The 17120-nt window shown below is 65.9% G+C and carries 15 protein-coding genes; 7 read left to right on the top strand and 8 right to left on the bottom strand.

Translation table 11 applies throughout. From position 1 onward, the window contains the following. Positions 1–169: 169 nt before the first annotated feature. Positions 170–1183, bottom strand: a complete 1014-nt coding sequence (locus ABQY64_RS03490; protein WP_349779692.1) for a hypothetical protein — start codon at positions 1181–1183, stop codon at positions 170–172. Positions 1184–1463: 280 nt separating this feature from the next. Continuing rightward, entirely contained in the window at positions 1464–2216 is a 753-nt protein-coding gene (locus ABQY64_RS03485; protein ID WP_102252437.1) for a DNA-formamidopyrimidine glycosylase family protein, read from the bottom strand. 107 nt (positions 2217–2323) lie between these two features. Between ABQY64_RS03485 and ABQY64_RS03480 the strand changes: the two genes are divergently transcribed. Both ABQY64_RS03480 and treA read left to right on the top strand, forming a co-directional pair. Next, complete coding sequence (locus ABQY64_RS03480) at positions 2324–3094, top strand: DUF72 domain-containing protein (RefSeq protein WP_349779693.1); 771 nt, start codon at positions 2324–2326, stop codon at positions 3092–3094. 406 nt (positions 3095–3500) lie between these two features. Continuing rightward, the gene (treA, locus tag ABQY64_RS03475; protein WP_349779694.1) at positions 3501–5174 is read left to right on the top strand and encodes an alpha,alpha-trehalase TreA; all 1674 of its coding nucleotides are present in this window, start codon (positions 3501–3503) and stop codon (positions 5172–5174) included. A 147-nt stretch (positions 5175–5321) separates the two neighbouring features. Here the strand turns inward: treA and ABQY64_RS03470 are convergent, their stop codons facing one another. Together ABQY64_RS03470 and ABQY64_RS03465 are read right to left on the bottom strand one after the other, a co-directional pair. Next, positions 5322–6281 carry an arabinan endo-1,5-alpha-L-arabinosidase gene (locus tag ABQY64_RS03470; RefSeq protein ID WP_024937804.1) on the bottom strand — a complete coding sequence of 320 codons (960 nt, stop codon included), beginning with the start codon at positions 6279–6281 and terminating at the stop codon, positions 5322–5324. Between the two features lie 91 nt (positions 6282–6372). Beyond that, on the bottom strand, positions 6373–6615 hold the full coding sequence (locus ABQY64_RS03465; protein ID WP_349779695.1) for a hypothetical protein: 243 nt from the start codon (positions 6613–6615) through the stop codon (positions 6373–6375). A gap of 173 nt (positions 6616–6788) precedes the next feature. Here ABQY64_RS03465 and ABQY64_RS03460 point away from each other — a divergent pair, with 173 nt between their 5' ends. Continuing rightward, positions 6789–7484, top strand: a complete 696-nt coding sequence (locus tag ABQY64_RS03460) for an AIM24 family protein (RefSeq protein ID WP_024937806.1) — start codon at positions 6789–6791, stop codon at positions 7482–7484. 550 nt (positions 7485–8034) lie between these two features. Here the strand turns inward: ABQY64_RS03460 and ABQY64_RS03455 are convergent. Together ABQY64_RS03455 and cycA are read right to left on the bottom strand one after the other, a co-directional pair. Beyond that, complete coding sequence (locus ABQY64_RS03455; RefSeq protein WP_349779696.1) at positions 8035–8946, bottom strand: CorA family divalent cation transporter; 912 nt, start codon at positions 8944–8946, stop codon at positions 8035–8037. Between the two features lie 186 nt (positions 8947–9132). Then, positions 9133–10509, bottom strand: a complete 1377-nt coding sequence (gene cycA, locus ABQY64_RS03450; protein WP_039523314.1) for a D-serine/D-alanine/glycine transporter — start codon at positions 10507–10509, stop codon at positions 9133–9135. Positions 10510–11076: 567 nt separating this feature from the next. Between cycA and ABQY64_RS03445 the strand changes: the two genes are divergently transcribed. Next, positions 11077–12849 (top strand): expansin EXLX1 family cellulose-binding protein, encoded by a 1773-nt coding sequence (locus tag ABQY64_RS03445; protein ID WP_349779697.1) that lies wholly within the window; start codon positions 11077–11079, stop codon positions 12847–12849. A 127-nt stretch (positions 12850–12976) separates the two neighbouring features. On the opposite strand, the gene ABQY64_RS03440 is transcribed toward ABQY64_RS03445, so the two are convergent. After that, positions 12977–13192 (bottom strand): hypothetical protein, encoded by a 216-nt coding sequence (locus ABQY64_RS03440; protein WP_104601101.1) that lies wholly within the window; start codon positions 13190–13192, stop codon positions 12977–12979. Between the two features lie 155 nt (positions 13193–13347). Here ABQY64_RS03440 and ABQY64_RS03435 point away from each other — a divergent pair, with 155 nt between their 5' ends. Then, complete coding sequence (locus ABQY64_RS03435; RefSeq protein WP_349779698.1) at positions 13348–14148, top strand: transporter substrate-binding domain-containing protein; 801 nt, start codon at positions 13348–13350, stop codon at positions 14146–14148. A gap of 111 nt (positions 14149–14259) precedes the next feature. Here the strand turns inward: ABQY64_RS03435 and ABQY64_RS03430 are convergent, their stop codons facing one another. Continuing rightward, positions 14260–15135 carry a DMT family transporter gene (locus ABQY64_RS03430; RefSeq protein WP_016902964.1) on the bottom strand — a complete coding sequence of 292 codons (876 nt, stop codon included), beginning with the start codon at positions 15133–15135 and terminating at the stop codon, positions 14260–14262. Positions 15136–15349: 214 nt separating this feature from the next. Here ABQY64_RS03430 and ABQY64_RS03425 point away from each other — a divergent pair, with 214 nt between their 5' ends. Together ABQY64_RS03425 and ABQY64_RS03420 are read left to right on the top strand one after the other, a co-directional pair. Then, on the top strand, positions 15350–16291 hold the full coding sequence (locus ABQY64_RS03425; protein WP_374151339.1) for an SAM-dependent methyltransferase: 942 nt from the start codon (positions 15350–15352) through the stop codon (positions 16289–16291). Between the two features lie 206 nt (positions 16292–16497). After that, positions 16498–17052, top strand: coding sequence for a hypothetical protein (locus tag ABQY64_RS03420; RefSeq protein ID WP_349779699.1), 555 nt, complete (start codon positions 16498–16500; stop codon positions 17050–17052). The last annotated feature ends 68 nt before the right edge of the window (positions 17053–17120 follow it).

Here is a 17120-nt window from a genome sequence, read left to right as displayed (position 1 = left end):
CGGTTTCACGGCGTGTCCCGCAAGCGGTAAGGGCACCGCGCACTCGACTCACTCGCCGTTACGCGTCAACGCTGCGAGTGTGGCGATACGTTGCCGCCATCGAGACAGCCTTAGAGCGGGGTTGCCCGCCACTCCTGGTCAGCTGCACCCAACGCAGTCACTGCACCACTCACCCAATCGCACACTGCTTCAACTGGCGGTCCGCGTACCACAGCGCGCGGCGGGCCAGATCGTAGGCGCTGTCGGCCTGGCGCGGCAGCATCTGTGCGGCCATCACCGGGTCGGCGCCGTTGTTCAAGGCATGCTCGGCACGCTCCAGATCGCCCAGGTGCGCGCGTACCGGCGACAACAGGGATTTGCGTTTGGACGCATCGCAACGCGCGCTGCGCTGCTCCAGCGCGGCCAGCGCCTCGCGGATGCGGCGGCTGGCTTCGCCCTTGAGATCGGGCGGCGTCTCGTGCGCGATCGGCGCGGCCTTGTAGGCATCGCCGGTCGCCTCGCTGCCCATCTCGGCCTGATTGCCCGCCAGCGCGGGGTTGAAGCGCACATCCGGCGGTGGTCGCGCCTTGGCCACCTGCGTCTGCGGCCCGTTGAGCATGTCGTTGAACTTCTTCATGCCGCGATTCATTTCCTGCATCGCCACATCGCCCAGCGTGCCGTCGCTCTTCCAGTCCTTGGCAAAGCGCGTGTCCTGGTACTGCACCGGATTGACTCGTTCCATCACGTTGCGCGCCTTGGCCTGCGCGCGTTCGTCGGCCATGCCCGGCGGCACCGCGGCGCCGGCCTGCGCCATCGGGTCGACCTGCGCATCGCGTGGCATGCGCAAGCGGCCTTCGCGGGTGTAGAGCTGGGCCGCCATCGATTCGCCAGCGGGCGCGTTGGCGGCAGCCACCTGCCGCTGCGGCGGTGGGGTACGTGTCGGCGGTGGCGCACTGCGCGCGGAAGAGGCCGCGGCCGGCGCAGCGCGCGGTGTGGAATCGCGCTGTTGCGGCGGTGTCACCGGCGCCGGCAGCGTCAACTGCGGGCGCGGCACGAAATACACCTGCAAACTGTCGTCGTGTCGCACCGTGTCGCGTGGCGGCGGCATATACAGCAATAGACAGGCAAGAAAGAACAGGATGGCGCCCGTGCATGCGACAGCGGCGACATGCGGGACAAGCGTTTCCTTCCTGCGGGTAATCACAATGCGGGAGACCGATGAGATGAGAGATGCGCACGCCGCACCGTGAACCCGGTGCAGGACGCGCAAATCTAGCGGGCGTGGCGTTTGCGCGCGTTTGAAATTCGTTGTTTGGGCCGCAGGCGCCAGCCGCCATTCACATTAGCGAGCGTGGCGGCCGACTCTCCCTGCTTGCCGCCGGGCACAGCCCTGCCCCGGCGGTATGGATCCTGCATGCTGTGCCGGCGGTCGTTCGCCCCACATCCGGTCGATGCCGACTGGCCAGGGTGCGGGCCGCACATGCTCAGCCATCCTCCGGGCGGTACAGCCGCTGGCAGACCTCGCAGAAAAACGCCCGCCGCCCGGCCTTGCCCAGGTGCTTTCGATACTGCAGCGGCGCGCCGTCGCGCGGGCAGCTGGTTTTGGTATGCACCTGATAATGCTTTTTCAGCACGAAGGCCTTTTTCCAGGTGTAGAAGTCGAAGCTATAGTCGCGCGCCTGGGTAACCAGCTCGCCGAGCTTGCGCGCCGGCAATGCGCCCACCGTGCTTTCCGGATGCACACGTATGCGATGCAGCACTTCGTTCTTGATGATGTTGCCGACGCCGGCAAAGATGGTCTGGTCCAGCAATGCATCGGCGGCCAACATGCCGGGTGCGGCGCGCAACTTGCGCCGTGCCTGCGCGCCATCCCAGAGCGGGTTCATGACATCCGCCGTCCAGTCGTAGACCTCATCCAGCGGGCGCTCGATGAACTGCACCGAGCAGGCGTAGAAATTCAACCGCTGGCCCTTGGAAAACTCCAGGCGCAGACGCGGCACCGCATTCGGCTTGTCTTCGTCGATGCGATAACTGCCGAACAACAGAAAGTGGATGCGCACGCTGAACTGCGCGCACTCGATCAGGAAGTGCTTGCCCCAGCTGCGTAACGCCAGCACCTTTTGCTGCTCCAGCCGGGCGATGTCCTGCTTGCTGTTGCCGGACACGCGCAGGATCTTGCGGCCGACAAACGCTTCGGTCTGCTCGCGCAGGATGACAAGGGAAGGACCTTCTGGCATGCGCCCAGTATCGAAGTCGTCGGTGAGTCGGCCGTGAGCGCAGTGCACACGCAACGCTGACACGCGCGCATGCATAGAGTGCTGCCCACCCGTCTTGCGTACACCTCATGCAGGCTCGTTCATCCATCGCCGTGCCGCGCGTGCGCTGTGGCTGCGCAGGCTGGTCGATTCCGGCCGCCGACCGCGCTGCATTCGGCGATGGTGCCAGCGTCTTGCAGCGCTACGCCACACGTTTTGATGCGGTGGAAATCAACTCCTCGTTCCATCGTCCGCACCGTGCCAGTACCTACGCACGCTGGGCCGACAGCGTGCCGGAGGATTTCCGCTTTTCGGTCAAGCTGCCGCGCAGCATCAGCCACGATGCACGCCTGCAGGGTGTGGGTCCGTTGCTGGATGCCTTCCTCGCCCAGGCCGGTGCGCTGGGCACGCGATTGGGCTGCCTGCTGCTGCAACTGCCGCCCAGCGCTGTGTTCGATGCGCCGGTGGCGGCCAGGTTTTTCGCCATGCTGCGGCGGCGCTGGGACGGCGGCGTGGTCTGCGAACCGCGCCATGCCAGCTGGTTTCTCCCGCAGGCACAGGCGCTGCTGGCGCGCCACCGCATCGCACGCTGCGCCGCCGATCCGGCGCCGGTGCCGGACGCCGCCACACCGGGTGCGACAGCCGGCCCGCAGTACTGGCGCTGGCATGGCGCACCGCGCATCTACTACAGCAGCTACGACGACAGTGCGCTGCAGACACTGGCCGACGCGGTGCGCAACGCAGCGCACCCGCAGGCAGAACGCTGGGTGATCTTCGACAATACCGCCGCCGGGCTGGCGGTGCCCAACGCGCTGCAGCTGCAGCGTTTGTTGCAGACCGGTCGCCCGCGCCGAGGCTGACGCATAAGGACAGCAAGCCGCCTGACTTTGTTCGGCGTGCCACCGGGTGCGTCCACGCGGCGCTGCAATTGGTCAGGCGAGCAAGGCCGAACTGCCGCGGGCCATTCCACGTACGCCGGCTGCCGTGCACAGGCAGTGCCACCCGCCGCGCGCTGTGGCGCGCATCTTGCAGCGATGTCGGCAATCCGACGCGGTCCGCACGCGGCTCAAGCTGCCTCGATCCGGGCCGATAGGCCTGAATCGGCAACGCAACCCGCGCAACCACCTGCAGCACCGCGCCGGATCACCTTGCTGAATCCAGTCGTCTCCGTGCGAAGCCTGTCGGCCTGCCGACACCGTCGTCCGGCCCCGCCCGCCACTTCGGTCGTTTACCATGCCGCACGTCACTGCCCGTTCTGGAGATGCCATGAGTTCTGCCGCGCCCCCGTGCTGCACGTCGCTGCTTGGCCTGTCGCTGAGCATGTTCGTGGCGCCCTGCACGCTGACCGCCGCGCCCATGGACACTCCGGTCGTCAACGCACCGGCGGCCACACCGCCCACGCCCGACCTGGCCTACCCGGAACTGTTCCAGGCGGTGCAGAGCGGCGAGCTGTTCGACGACCAGAAGCACTTCGTCGACTTCCTGCCGCTGCGCGACCCGGCGCTGATCAACGCCGACTATCTGGCGCAGCACGATCACCCCGGCTTTGACCTGCGCAAGTTCGTGGACGCCAATTTCGAAGAGTCGCCGCCGGTGCAGACCGACGCGATCCGCCAGGACACTGCGCTGCGCGAACACATCGACGAACTGTGGCCCAAGCTGGTGCGCAGCCAGACCCACGTGCCGCCATACAGCAGCCTGCTGGCGCTGCCGCATCCGTACGTGGTGCCGGGCGGACGCTTCCGCGAGGTGTATTACTGGGATTCCTACTTCACCATGCTGGGCCTTGTGAAGAGCGGCGAGACCGCGCTCAGCCGCCAGATGCTGGACAACTTCGCCTACCTGATCGACACCTACGGGCATATCCCCAACGGCAATCGCAGCTACTACCTGAGCCGCTCGCAGCCGCCGTTCTTCTCCTACATGGTGGAACTGCAGGCCGGCGTGGAAGGCGAAGCGGTCTACCAGCGCTACCTGCCGCAGCTGCAGAAGGAATACGCCTACTGGATGCAGGGCAGCGAAGACCTGCAGCCCGGCCAGGCCGCTCGCCATGTGGTGCGCCTGGCCGACGGCAGCCTGCTCAACCGCTACTGGGACGAGCGCGACACTCCGCGCCCGGAAGCCTGGCTGCATGACACCCGCACCGCCGCCGAGGCCGGCGACCGCCCGGCCGCCGAGGTCTACCGCGACCTGCGCGCCGGTGCCGAGAGCGGCTGGGACTACACCAGCCGCTGGCTGGCCGATGGGCAGAACCTGCGCACCATCCGCACCACCGCCATCGTGCCGATCGACCTGAACAGCCTGCTGTATCACCTGGAGCGCACCCTGGCCCAGGCCTGTGCGCAGCCGGGCGCCGAATGCACGCAGGACTATGCGGCGCTGGCACTGCGCCGCAAGCAGGCCATCGATGCGCACCTGTGGAACGCGGCCGGTTACTACGCCGACTACGACTGGCAGACCCGCAAGCTCAGCGACCAGGTCACCGCCGCGGCGCTGTATCCGCTGTTCACCGGCCTGGCAACCGACGCGCACGCCAAACGCACCGCCAGCACCGTGCGCGCGCGCTTGCTACGCCCCGGTGGCCTGGCCACCACCGCAGTGAAGACCGGCCAGCAGTGGGACGAGCCCAATGGCTGGGCACCGCTGCAATGGGTGGCGGTGGACGGCCTGCGCCGTTACGGCGAAGACGCGCTGGCGCGCACCATCGGCGAGCGCTTCCTCACCCAGGTGCAGGCGCTGTTCGCGCGCGAGCACAAGCTGGTCGAAAAATACGGCCTGGAAGCCGATGCGGCCGGCGGTGGCGGTGGCGAATACGCACTGCAGGACGGCTTCGGCTGGACCAACGGCGTCACCTTGATGCTGTTGAACCTGTTTCCGGACACCGCGACCAAGCCGGCGCCGGCCAAACGCGTGCGCAAGCCCGAAGCGGCCACGCGCTGAGTGTGCGCCAGCCGCTGCCAGGCACTGCCCGGCAGCGCTGGCAGCCTTGCGGTTCTGGCAGTCGGCAACGCCGGCGGATCGCTACACCCCCCATCGCCTGATCGCTGCGCCATTGCATAGCGCAGCAACGTGTTCGATTGGTTGCTGCTACTGCACCACCGGCCACGCACTGCCGTCGTAACCCAGCCGGTTGATGCCCAGGCGCGCGTCGCCGCGGTCGTCGTAGTAGTGGTAGACCAGGATGTCGCCGTCGCCATCGCGGAACACCGATTGCCCGCCTGGCCCATGCATGCTGCCCAACCCGGACTGGATCACCGTGCCGCCGCCGTTGCGCATGTCCACCCCGGCGCGATCCAGGTACGGCCCGGTCACCGAGCGCGCACGTCCCACCGCAATCTTGTAGGTGCTGCTGGCGCCCTTGCAGCACGCATCGAACGACACGAACAGGTAGTACCAGCCATTGGCCTGCTGGATGAAAGGCGCCTCCACCGCGCCGGGGGACGGCCGGCTCGCCAGGCTGTAGCGCGTCGTGTTGCCGGACAGCTGCTTGCCAGTGCCGGGATCGAGCTGTATCAGCTTGATCCCCGACCAGAACGAGCCAAACGCCAACCACCATTTGCCATTGCCATCCACCACCAGATTGCCGTCGATGGCGTTGTAGTCGTCGCTGCTCTTGGAGGTGTAGACGATGCCTTGATCCTTCCACGAGCCAGGCTTGCCGGTGCTGCTGCTGGCAAGCGCAATCGCCGAGGTATTGGTGGCGAACTTGGAGGCGGTGTAATACATCAGATACTTGCCGCCGTGGAAGGACACATCCGGCGCCCACAGCTGGTTGTCCGGGTTGTAGCTGCGCACCCAGCTCGGCATGCTGCTGAAGATCGCGCCCGCATTGCTGAACTTGGTGCGGTCGGTACTGGTGACCACGCCGGTGGTGGCATAGATGTAGTAACGCCCATCGCTCAGCTTGAGCATCGACGGGTCGTGCACGATGGTGTCGCCGCTCACCACACCCGGCCCCACTGCCGCTTGCGCGGGTGCGCTGTGCAAGCCAGTGGCAGCAGCGGCCAGGGACAACAGCGACGCAATCGCGCCACCACGCAGCGACATTCCAGACCAGCTACTTTCCATTCGACTGCCACTAACAACGCGCATCGCCCCACTCCTTGAACAACGTAAAGACGTTTTCTGTAGGAGCAATCTAGCCCGGCAGCAATGCCGCGAATTCGACGCCGATCTCAGAAGCACGGTGCAGGCCGAGCGGTTGTTTTATTTGCGACGTGCCTTCGTGCCGAACTGTGTAACGCAGCTGGGATTGCATACGTCGGAACGTGGCGCGCACAGAGTCACTGCACCAGTGGCGTATCGGCGTCATCTCTTCATCGCAGTGCAGTGCGTCGATGCCAACCCGCATCCATGACGCTGCAAAAAGCTGCAGCACCACTTCGCCACCACGCATAGATCCTGATGGAGGGTCGCCTGGTTGTAGCTGTCATGGCGCGCGACGCGCTGACTGAGCGCCATGTGCGCCGCAACATCGACGCGCACACCAGTACGCTTCGAAGATACAAGCCTGCCGCGTATCATGCGCACTCTTTCACCCTCCAGGACGGACCCATGGCCGTACGCACGCTCAACGAATTTCTCGCCCATTCCAAGGAAAAGGATGTCAGCCTCGATCCGTTCGAACTGGAAAACCCGCATCTGCTGGAAGTGCGCCTCGACGGCATGGTGTGGTCCAAGGCCGGCGCCATGGTCGCGCGCACCGGCAACGTCAAGTTCACCCGCGAGGGGCTGCTAGAGCAGGGGCTGGGCAACCTGCTGAAGAAGGCGGTCAGCGGCGAAGGCATGCAGCTGATGAAGGCCGAAGGCCAGGGCCGGGTGTATCTGGCCGACCTCGGCAAGCTGGTGACCTTGCTGCGTTTGAATGGCGAGGCGATCTTCGTCAACGGCAACGACGTACTGGCGTTCGAATCCGGCGTCGAGCACAAGATCACGATGATGCGTAAGGTGGCCGGCATGCTGTCCGGCGGCCTGTTCAACGTGCGCCTGAGCGGCCACGGCATCGTGGCGATCACATCGCACTACGAGCCGCTGACCCTGCCGGTCACCGCCGCCAGTGGCCCGGTGTTCACCGACCCCAATGCCACCGTGGCCTGGTCGGGCACGCTGTCCCCGGAGCTGGTCACCGACGTGTCGATCGGCACCCTGTTCGGCCGCGGCTCCGGCGAAAGCCTGCAGATGCGCTTTGCCGGCGAAGGCTGGGTGGTGGTGCAGCCGTACGAAGAAGCCAGCTTCCAGGCCAAGGGCTGATCCAGGCCGCCCGGCAGCAATCAACAATGCGCATCGTCTGGTTGCACGCTACGCAGCTGGGCAGTTTTCCAGTAACGGCGCAGTGCGCAGTGACAGCTGCGCATCCCAGCCCACCCTGTAGGAGCGCCCCCTGGGCGCGAGGGACTTCCCGGTAACGCAATATCGCGCCCAGGTGCGCTCCTACGGGTTTCCTGCAGTCTGCCGCGCGCTGCGCGGCTACCGAGCTGCCCTAGCCTGGCATTGCGTAGTCACGCCACCGTAGGCAACGAATGATTGCGCTGACGGCTCCTCGTAGGAGCGCCCCTGGGCGCGAGGGCCTTCCCGGTAACGCCGCATCGCGCCCTGGTGCGCTCCTACGGGTTTCCTGCAGTCTGCCGCGCGCTGCGCGGCTACCGAGCTGCCCTAGCCTGGCATTGCGTAGTCATGCCACCGTAGGCAACAGATGATTGCGTTGACGGCACCTCGTAGGAGCGCCCCTGGGCGCGAGGGCCTTCCCGATAAGGCCATATCGCGCCCAGGGGCGCTCCTACGGGTTTCTGGCTCTGATGCATCACACCCATCCGCGCTTACGGAACCAGGCCAGCGGCACCAGCATGCTCAGCACGATCACGCCCAGCGCCCAGTAATACGCGTCGTGCCACTTGAGCTCGGGCATGTAGGCGAAGTTCATGCCCCAGATGCCGACCAGCACGGTGGGCGGAATGCCGACCACCGAGGCCACCGCCATCACCTTCATCACGTTGTTCTGGTCCATGTTGATCATGCCCAGCACGCTGTCGAGCAGGAACTCGATGCGGTCGTCCATGTGCTGCTGGAACTCGCTCAAGGTGGTCAGGTCCTTGTGCAGCAAGCCGATGCGTTTGGCCGCATCGGCACCAAACCAGTCCGGCGCGGCGCCATCCAGATAGGTGACCAGGCGCAGCAGGCCTTGCCCGGCATTGTGCAGCCCACCCAGACGCCGGCCCATGCCCCCGACCTGATGCAGCATGCGCTCCAGGCCCTTGGTTTTGTGCGGGTTGTCGAACACCTGCCGGGTGGTGTCGGTGACCTCGGCTTCCAGCGATTCCAGCCGGTCTGCCAGGCGCCCCACCAACTGGTCGAAGATGCGCAGCAGCAGATCGTCGGCGCTATGGCAGGGCTCATGCGCAAGACGCGCGGCCACCGCATCCAGCGAGCCCATGTGCTGCTCGCGCAGGGTCACCAGCATGGTCGGCGACAACGCAAAGCCCAGCGGCGCAGTCGGGCCATCGTCGTCCTGAAAGCGCGGCACGTTGAGAAACAGCACCTCGCCCTGGCGCCGCACCCGGCTGGAGAATTCGATCTCGCCGATGGCCGCGCGATCCGGCAGCGCAAAGCCCACCTTGTCTGCGGCCTGCGCCAGTTCCTGCGCGCTGGCCTGGCACAGGTCGATCCAGCAACCTTGCGTGTGCTGCGTTCCGGCAATCGGGTGCGTCGTGATCATGCGATGGGCCGTGGCGATGGATGGCGGCGAGCATCCCGTTCCGTCCGATCCGCGTCAACGTCGCGCGCAAAACGCGCTTAGCTGCCAGTGGCCTTTATCGCAGCGCCGTGCAGCCACAAACGCCAAGGCCCCGCGGTGCGGGGCCTTGATGAGGTCTTCGGTGGATGTCTTGGCTGGTACGCGCGCTCAGCCGCTGCGCGTCTGCTGCCGCTTCACCGCATAGCCGATCGCCAGGATCAGGAACCACACCGGGCTGGCCAGCAAGGCCTGGCGCGTGTCGGCCTGCAAGGTCAGCAGCACGATGACGAAGGCGAAGAACGCCAGGCACACGTAGCACATCAACACACCACCGGGCATCTTGAACGCCGAGGCCGCGTGCTGCTCGGGCCGCTTGCGCCGGTACGCGATGTAGGCGCACAGGATCAGCGACCACACGAACATGAAGAGCACCGCCGACAAGGTGGTGACCAGCGTGAACGCAGTGACCAGGTTGGGGATCAGGTACACCAGCATAGCGCCCAGCAACAGGCACAGGCAGGAGAACAGCAGGCCACGTGCCGGCACCGCTGCACGCGAGAGCTTGGCAAAGCCCTTGGGCGCGTGCTGCTCCTCGGCCAGGCCGTAGAGCATGCGGCTGGTGGAGAAGATGCCGCTATTGGCCGACGAGGTGGCCGAGGTCAGCACCACGAAGTTGATCAGGCTCGCCGCCGCCGGCACGCCGGCCAGCACGAACAGCTCCACGAACGGGCTCTTGTCGGCCACCACCTGCCGCCACGGCGTCACCGCCATGATCGCGATCAGCGCCAGCACGTAGAAAATCAAAATGCGCACCGGGATCGAGTTGATCGCCTTGGGCAGGTTGCGGCGTGGGTCGGCAGTTTCTGCGGCGGTGGTGCCGACCAGCTCGATGCCGACGAAGGCGAACACCGCGATCTGGAACCCGGCAAAGAAGCCGCCAATGCCCATCGGGAACATGCCGCCGTCATTCCACAGGTTCGACAACGAGGCCACATTGCCCGACGGCGAGCGGAAGCCCCAGGCCACCAGCCCGGCGCCGGTGAGGATCAAGGCGCAGATGGCGATGATCTTGATCAGCGCAAACCAGAACTCCATCTCGCCGAACAACCTGACCGTCACCAGGTTCAGGCTCAGCAGCAACAGCACGCACAGGATGGCCGGAATCCATGGCGCCAAGCCGGGAAACCAGAACTGCGCATAGGCGGCAATCGCGATGACGTCGGCGATGGCGGTGATGATCCAGCAGAACCAGTACGTCCACCCGCAGAAGAACCCGGCCCACGGCCCGAGCAGATCGGTGGAGAAGTCGATGAAGGACTTGTACTCCAGGTTGGACAGCAGCAGCTCGCCCATCGCGCGCATCACGAAGAACAGCATCGCGCCGATGATCAGATAGACGAACAGGATCGACGGGCCAGCCAGGCTGATGGTCTTGCCCGAGCCCATGAACAGCCCGGTGCCGATCGCGCCACCGATGGCGATCAGCTGCAGGTGGCGATTGGAAAGACTGCGTTGCAGATGATCGGGCGCGGACGGATCGGACATGGGGCACGGCACCGGCAAGTGAACAAGCCGTCAAAAATACGAGATCGCGGCAGCGCGCACCAGCGGTTTGCGCTGCCGCGCCGGGTAGGCCGCAGCGTGCGCCGGCGAAGGGTGATTGGCTTGCCCCATCGTGGTGCGCCGCTTATCCACGCGTTCGCGGCTGCCCTGATCGAGGAAGCGCAGCCGTCGGTAACGCGCGCAACGCCTCGCTGGAGCAGCCCCCCTCTGCCTGCCGCCTGCACGTTGCAGCGCTGTGTGCTCTCGCGACACACGCACATGCACATGCACTACCAGCGCACGAGCACAGCCTTTCGACCACGTCCGCGCCATGCCTGCCGTTACGTCGGTCACCAGCGCAACGCAGCATCGTCGCCGCTGGCCGGCGATGCATCAGCACACACCGCCGACAACCGCGGCGCGGCATCCCGCACAAACCGCGATCCCCATTCCAGTGCGGCCGCTTGCCTGCCGCAGCTCCCACACTCCTGCCCGCTTCCTTGACCCGGCGCACGGACCGCAGATGACGATCGCTGGTCTCCTGCGCGGGCCATCCCTCAGGACACTCCCATGCGCTCTCATGCTCATCTGCTGCTTGGCCTGGCCTTGCTGACTCCCGTGACCGCACTGGCCGTGCAGGTCGACACACGTGGACACCTCACCGATGCGCGCGGCCAGGCGCTGCAGGTGCGCGGCGTGACCTGGCCTGGCTTCGATCGCGCAGCGCTTGCGGCCACCGGACTGCGCAGCAATACGCTGCAGCAACTGCTGGATCAGATGCAGGCGTCGGACATCAATACCGTGCGCGTGCCGATCTGCGCGGCAACCCTGCAGGCCAGACCGGTAGCCGCCGCCGAGGTGGCCGGCGACCCCGCGCTGGCTGGCCTCACGTCCCTGCAACTGCTCGATGCCGTGGTGCGCGCCAGCACCCAACGCGGCATGCAGGTACTGCTCGCCTTTGCCGATGGCGCTTGCGATGACGCGGCGCCGCAGTTGGGTACGCAGCACGACGCCTGGATGGATGGCCTGGGCCTGCTTGCGCGCCGCTACGGCAGCACCGCTGGCGTGCTCGGGATCGACCTGGGCAGCAGCGGCTACCGCAATGCCAACTGGGCGGGCAATACGGCAGACACCGACTGGAACCGCATCGCTACGCGGGCAGCGGCCGCAGTGCTGAAGCAGGCGCCGGCCTGGGTGATCGGTGTGGAAGGCGTGGGCAACGACGCGCTCTGCAGCGATTCCGCACGCAAGGCCGCCGGCAGCAATCTGCAGCCGCTCGCCTGCGTGCCGCTGCGCATTCCGCTCGCACATCTGCTGCTGATGCCGAAGCTGGCCGGGCCGGATCGCGACGCGGCGGACGCGTTTGCAGCGGCCGACTTTCCGCGCAGCCTGCCGGCGAGCTGGCAGCGCGATTTCGGACAATTCTCGGCCGATCACGCGGTGCTGCCGGTCAGCCTGGGCGGCGGCCTGGGCGATGGCGATCCACGCGACCGGGCATGGCAACACGCATTGAGCGGGTATCTGAGCAACACCGGCATGCGCAGCGCCGTGCTCGGCAGCTGGGAGGTGGGCAATGCCAACAACGGTGGCCTGCTCGCCAGTGATGGCAACCCGCGTGCCGACAAGCTGCAGGTCCTGCAGCAGGCCTGGGGGCTGACGAGCGCCAGCGCCGCCATGCCATCGGCAAAGACCGCCGCTGCGGCGGATGCCAGCAAGGCCACCGGCTGGAACAGTACCTTCACCGGCACCGCGACCTACACCAGCTCCGGCTATTCCGGCGGTGCGGTCTTGCTGGATCCGATTCCGAGCAATGCCTTCATCACCGCGCTCAACCCGATCCAGATGAACTTCGGCGGGGTCAGGGCCGCATTGGCTGGCGCCTACCTGGAAGTGACCGGGTCCAAGGGCAAGACCGTGGTCTACGTCACCGACCTGTATCCGGAGGGCGCATCGGGCGGCCTGGATCTATCGCCAAACGCGTTCGCTGCGATCGGCGACACCGTGCAGGGGCGCATCCCGATCAGCTGGAAGATCGTGCGCGCACCCACCACCGGCAACGTGCAATACCGCATCAAGGAAGGCAGCTCGCGCTGGTGGGCCGCGATCCAGGTACGCAATCACGCCTACCCGGTGGTCAAGTTTGAGGTAAAACAAGGCAGCAGCTGGAAGAGCCTGCAGAAGATGGACTACAACCACTTCCTCGGCGAGCAGCTCGGCAACCAGCCCTTGTCCATTCGCATCACCGATATCCGTGGCAAGGCCATCCTGGATACGATCCCCGCGCTACCCGAAGACGGCAACAAGCCGGTGTACTTCGAACCCGGGCATGTGCAGTTCCCTTGACGAGGGCATTGCGCCCTCGACCATCCGGCCTGGCAACCTCCAGACGGTGCTGAAAGAATCTCAGTGCCGGCCGCGCATACCCGGTGGCTAATCCAATTGCTCGGTTAGCCGCTCTTACCCACCCGCATCAACCACCCGCGAGCCCGCCGCCGACGCGGCCGGGCAACGCCTGATCGTCGTCTTCTTCCAGATCGCCCACCTCCTCGCGCAAACCGCCCTGCTGCGGAGTCTGTTCTTCCAGCGGGATCTGGTCTTCATTCGTATCCGGATCGGGCGTGCCGTGTGCCGACAGCCCGGCAATGGTGGTGGTCATCGGACGCGCAGTGCGTGGATTGAGCTGCATGGGGTGACTCCGATCGGTTCGAATGAAGCATCGACAGTGCGCATCGCAGCGCTACCGTACCGTGATCCCGGGCAGGATCGTGCTGACATGCCGTTGACGTCGGCCACACCACATCGGCCACGACTATCATGACCGCATCTTTTCGAGAACACGTCATGCGCCATCGCATCTGCCTTGCGTTCCTGCTCAGCTGCGGCCTTGCGCACGCAGCCGCGCCCGAGCCTGCCTCACGCCTGGATGCGGTGCTGCAATCCGGCGTGCTGCGGGTCTGCACCACCGGCGACTATCGCCCCTACTCGTTGCTGCGTGCCGACGGGCAGTTCGAGGGCAGTGATATCGCCCTGGCGCAGTCGCTGGCCGGCAGCCTGGACGCGCGCTTGGCGTTCGTCCGCACCAGCTGGCCGCAACTGATGCCCGACCTGCTCGCCGATCGCTGCGATATCGCGGTCGGCGGCATTTCGGTCACCTTGCAACGGCAACGCCAGGCCAATTTCAGTGCGGTGCTGGATGTGGACGGCAAGATTCCGCTGGTGCGCTGCGCCGACCAGGCGCGTTACCGCAGCCTCGCGCAACTCAATCGCCCCGAGGTGCGCGTGATCGAACCGCCCGGCGGCACCAACGAGGCCTTCGCGCGCCAACAATTGCCGCGCGCACACCTGCGCCTGTTCGCCGACAACACCACCATCTTCCAGGAGCTGCTGCAGCAGCGCGCGGACGTGATGATCACCGACGCCTCCGAAGCGCTCCACCAGCAGGCACGCCTGCCCGGCCTGTGCGCAATCGCACCGGAGCAGCCGCTGCAATACGGCGAAAAAGCCTTCCTGCTACCGCGCAACGACCAGGCCTGGAAAGCGTACGTCGACCAGTGGCTGCACCTGAGCAAGGCCAGCGGCGAGTACGCGCGCATCGTTGAAACCTGGCGCGCACCGCGCAAGGAATCCACTGCGCCCCCGTAAAAACCGGGATTGGGGAGTCGGGATTCGGGATTGGCAGAAGCAAGTGACACCAGCGACAACACGCTTTGACGCCGTTACCAATCCCCAATCCCGACTCCCCAATCCCCGCCCTCAAACAATCTTGGTCCGCCGCCACCACCGCGACACCTGCTCCTCGCGGATCAGCGTGAACAGGCCTGCGCCCAGAATCAGTGCGATGCCGACTGCCATCGGCCAGTCCAGGTGGTCGTGGAACAGCAGGTAGCCGAAGGCGATCGCCCACAGCATCTGGCTGTATTGCGTTGGCGCAACCACGCTCACCGGCGCCATGCGCGTGGCATACATCAGGCAGATCGCTGCCAGGCCGGCAAGCAGGCCGTAGCCGGCCAACAGCCCCCACTGATACAGCGTGGGCCAGACGAAGGTCGGCAACATCATGATCCCGCCCATCACCAACGGGCCGATCACCCCGGCACCGTACAAGGTCAGGCGTTTTTCGCTATGCCCGGCCATGCGCAGGGTGATGACCGAAATCGCACCGACCAGGCCGCATACGATCGCGGCCACATGCCCGTGGGTAAGATGGCGAAAGCCCGGGCGCAGCACGATCAACACGCCGATGAAGCCGACGATCACCGCCGACCAGCGCCGCCAGTGCACTTCTTCCTTGAGGAACACCACCGACAGCACGGTGACGAAGATCGGCATCAGGAAGATCAGCGCAAACGCCTCGGCCATCGGCAAGGTGGTGAACGCAATCACCGAGGTCAGGTTGCCGATGGCACCGGTGAGCGCACGCAACAGCCACAGGCTGGGTTGCTTGGCCATTACCAGTTCGCGCAACCGATCGTCCGGCTTCTTCAAAAATGGCACGGCCACAAGCATCAGCAGTGCACCGAGAAACAGCACTTCGTAGACCGGCAGCGTGCCTTCCAGCAGCTTCACGAACGCATCGCTGATCGAATAGGCCGCATAACAGGCAAACCCCAACAACACACCCTTCAGCATTGCCGATCCTCCACGGTTGGCGCCAATCGGACAACATGTCGACGGGGGCAGTGCGCAGTATGCGGTGCGGCGTGCGTCAGAGGAATCGGCGCATGCATCCGGGCACGACGCTGCTGCATCGCCACCAGCACACCGTTGCAGACGACCCGGCGTCTCACGTCGCTGCAGATAAGCGCCGCTGCGCGGCTGCGCCATCGTGCCGGCGGTGCGCTGGATGCGCATGCGCGATGGGGTCGGTTACGATGCCAGTCCATCCCTTGCACCCGCAACGCGCGTGACGCGTGCCCACCCAGACCAGCGACTCGTGCCCCACTACTCCGGCCCCCTACTCATTTCCTCCGATGCCCAGGCGCTGCTTGCCGCGCGCGGCAGTGGTCTGACCCAATGGACCGGCTCGCTGGACCTGGGCCGCAGTACCGGCACCGCGCAGCTGGATGCGCAGACCTGGCAGTGGCGCGGCAGGGGCTACCCGTATCCGGGCAAGTTCAAGGAGCGCACGCTGTACTTCTGGGACGGTGATGATTTCGCCCCGATCTCGCGTTTCAGCGGTGCGCTGATCAAGCTCATTCCCACCGAATGGGGTGCGCCCACCTTCGAGATCGATGGCATCAAGATGCTGCCGTCGGCGCAGCTGTCGCCGTTCGACGATGCGCGCCGCAAGGTGGCGCTGGTCGACCCGCGCGGCAAGATCGTGCTGGATACCTGCGGTGGGCTGGGCTACTTCGCCGCCTGCTGCCTGGAGGCCGGGGTGGCGCAGCTGCACTCGTTCGAAAAGAATGCCGACGTACTGTGGTTGCGCACGCTCAATCCCTGGTCGCCGGACCCGGACGATGCCGCCTACGGCGGACGCCTGCAGCTGACCCACGCCGATATCTCGCAGCACATCACCACGCTGGCAGACGATTCGGTCGATGCCATCCTGCACGACCCGCCGCGCTTCGGCATTGCCGGCGAGCTGTATTCGCAGCTGTTCTACGACCAGCTGGCGCGGGTGTTGCGTCGTGGCGGGCGCCTGTTCCATTACACCGGCGCGCCCAACCGGCTCACCAGCGGGCGCGATGTGCCCAACGAAGTGAGCAAACGCCTGAGCAAGGCCGGCTTCAGCACGCAACTGGCGCTGGATGGTGTGCTGGCAACGCTGCCGGCGCGGCGCTGATTGCAGGATTTTTGCGGCAACTGAAAACACGCGGATCGGTCGCGGCCAGCTGCAGGTCGGCGCTGCACGCCAAGCCGCAATGCAGCAGACAGATGCCGACCCGGGCGCTGGCCGCCTCCGTCTGACTGGAGTGCAGCCGGTGTGCCAGCCACGCCTGACCAGCAAACGGATCTGCGATACTGCAGCGCCCACGACAAGGACGTTGCATGCGCATCCGCTTTCCGACCTGGTTGCTCGCCGCGCTGTTGGTGATGACCGGCGCACACGCGCAGACCGCGCCGCAGACGTCGTCGCCGCCGCAGCCCATGTCCGAAGTCACCACCCGCCATCCGGTGACCACCGCGGTCCTTGCCGGGCGTACGATTCGCCTGGGCGAACACGCCGGCAAGTGCGCAATCCTGCGCGATGACGAAGTGCTCCCGCTGGGCATCGGCGCACCGTGCTACTTCAGCATCAATCGCGAATACGGCGCACAGGTGCACCACTTCCACGGCAGCGACATCGTGCTGGTGCAACACGCCCACACCACCTCTGCGCCGGACTGGGATATCAAGCTGTACGGGGCGATCTGCGCGTTCGAAGCGCAGGCCGTGCGCGAAGTCGATGGCGTGCTGGAACCCGGCAGCGTCGCCACTTCCTGGCACTGTGACCCGACCATGGGAGGCGATCAGAAGCAGTTCGTCTACAGCTATGACACCTGGCCCAAGCGCGAGACGCAGCCGCCATCACGCAAGCAGAAGCAAAAGCAGACACAGCCCTGATGGCCACATGATGCGCAGGCATCGATCGGCGCAAACGGTTGCCACGGCCTTGTGACCCGACGGCTGAT

The organism is Xanthomonas sp. WHRI 7065, from assembly GCF_040203115.2.
GTDB classification, from domain to species: domain Bacteria; phylum Pseudomonadota; class Gammaproteobacteria; order Xanthomonadales; family Xanthomonadaceae; genus Xanthomonas; species Xanthomonas arboricola.
This window is presented reverse-complemented; position numbering and strand designations above follow the sequence as displayed.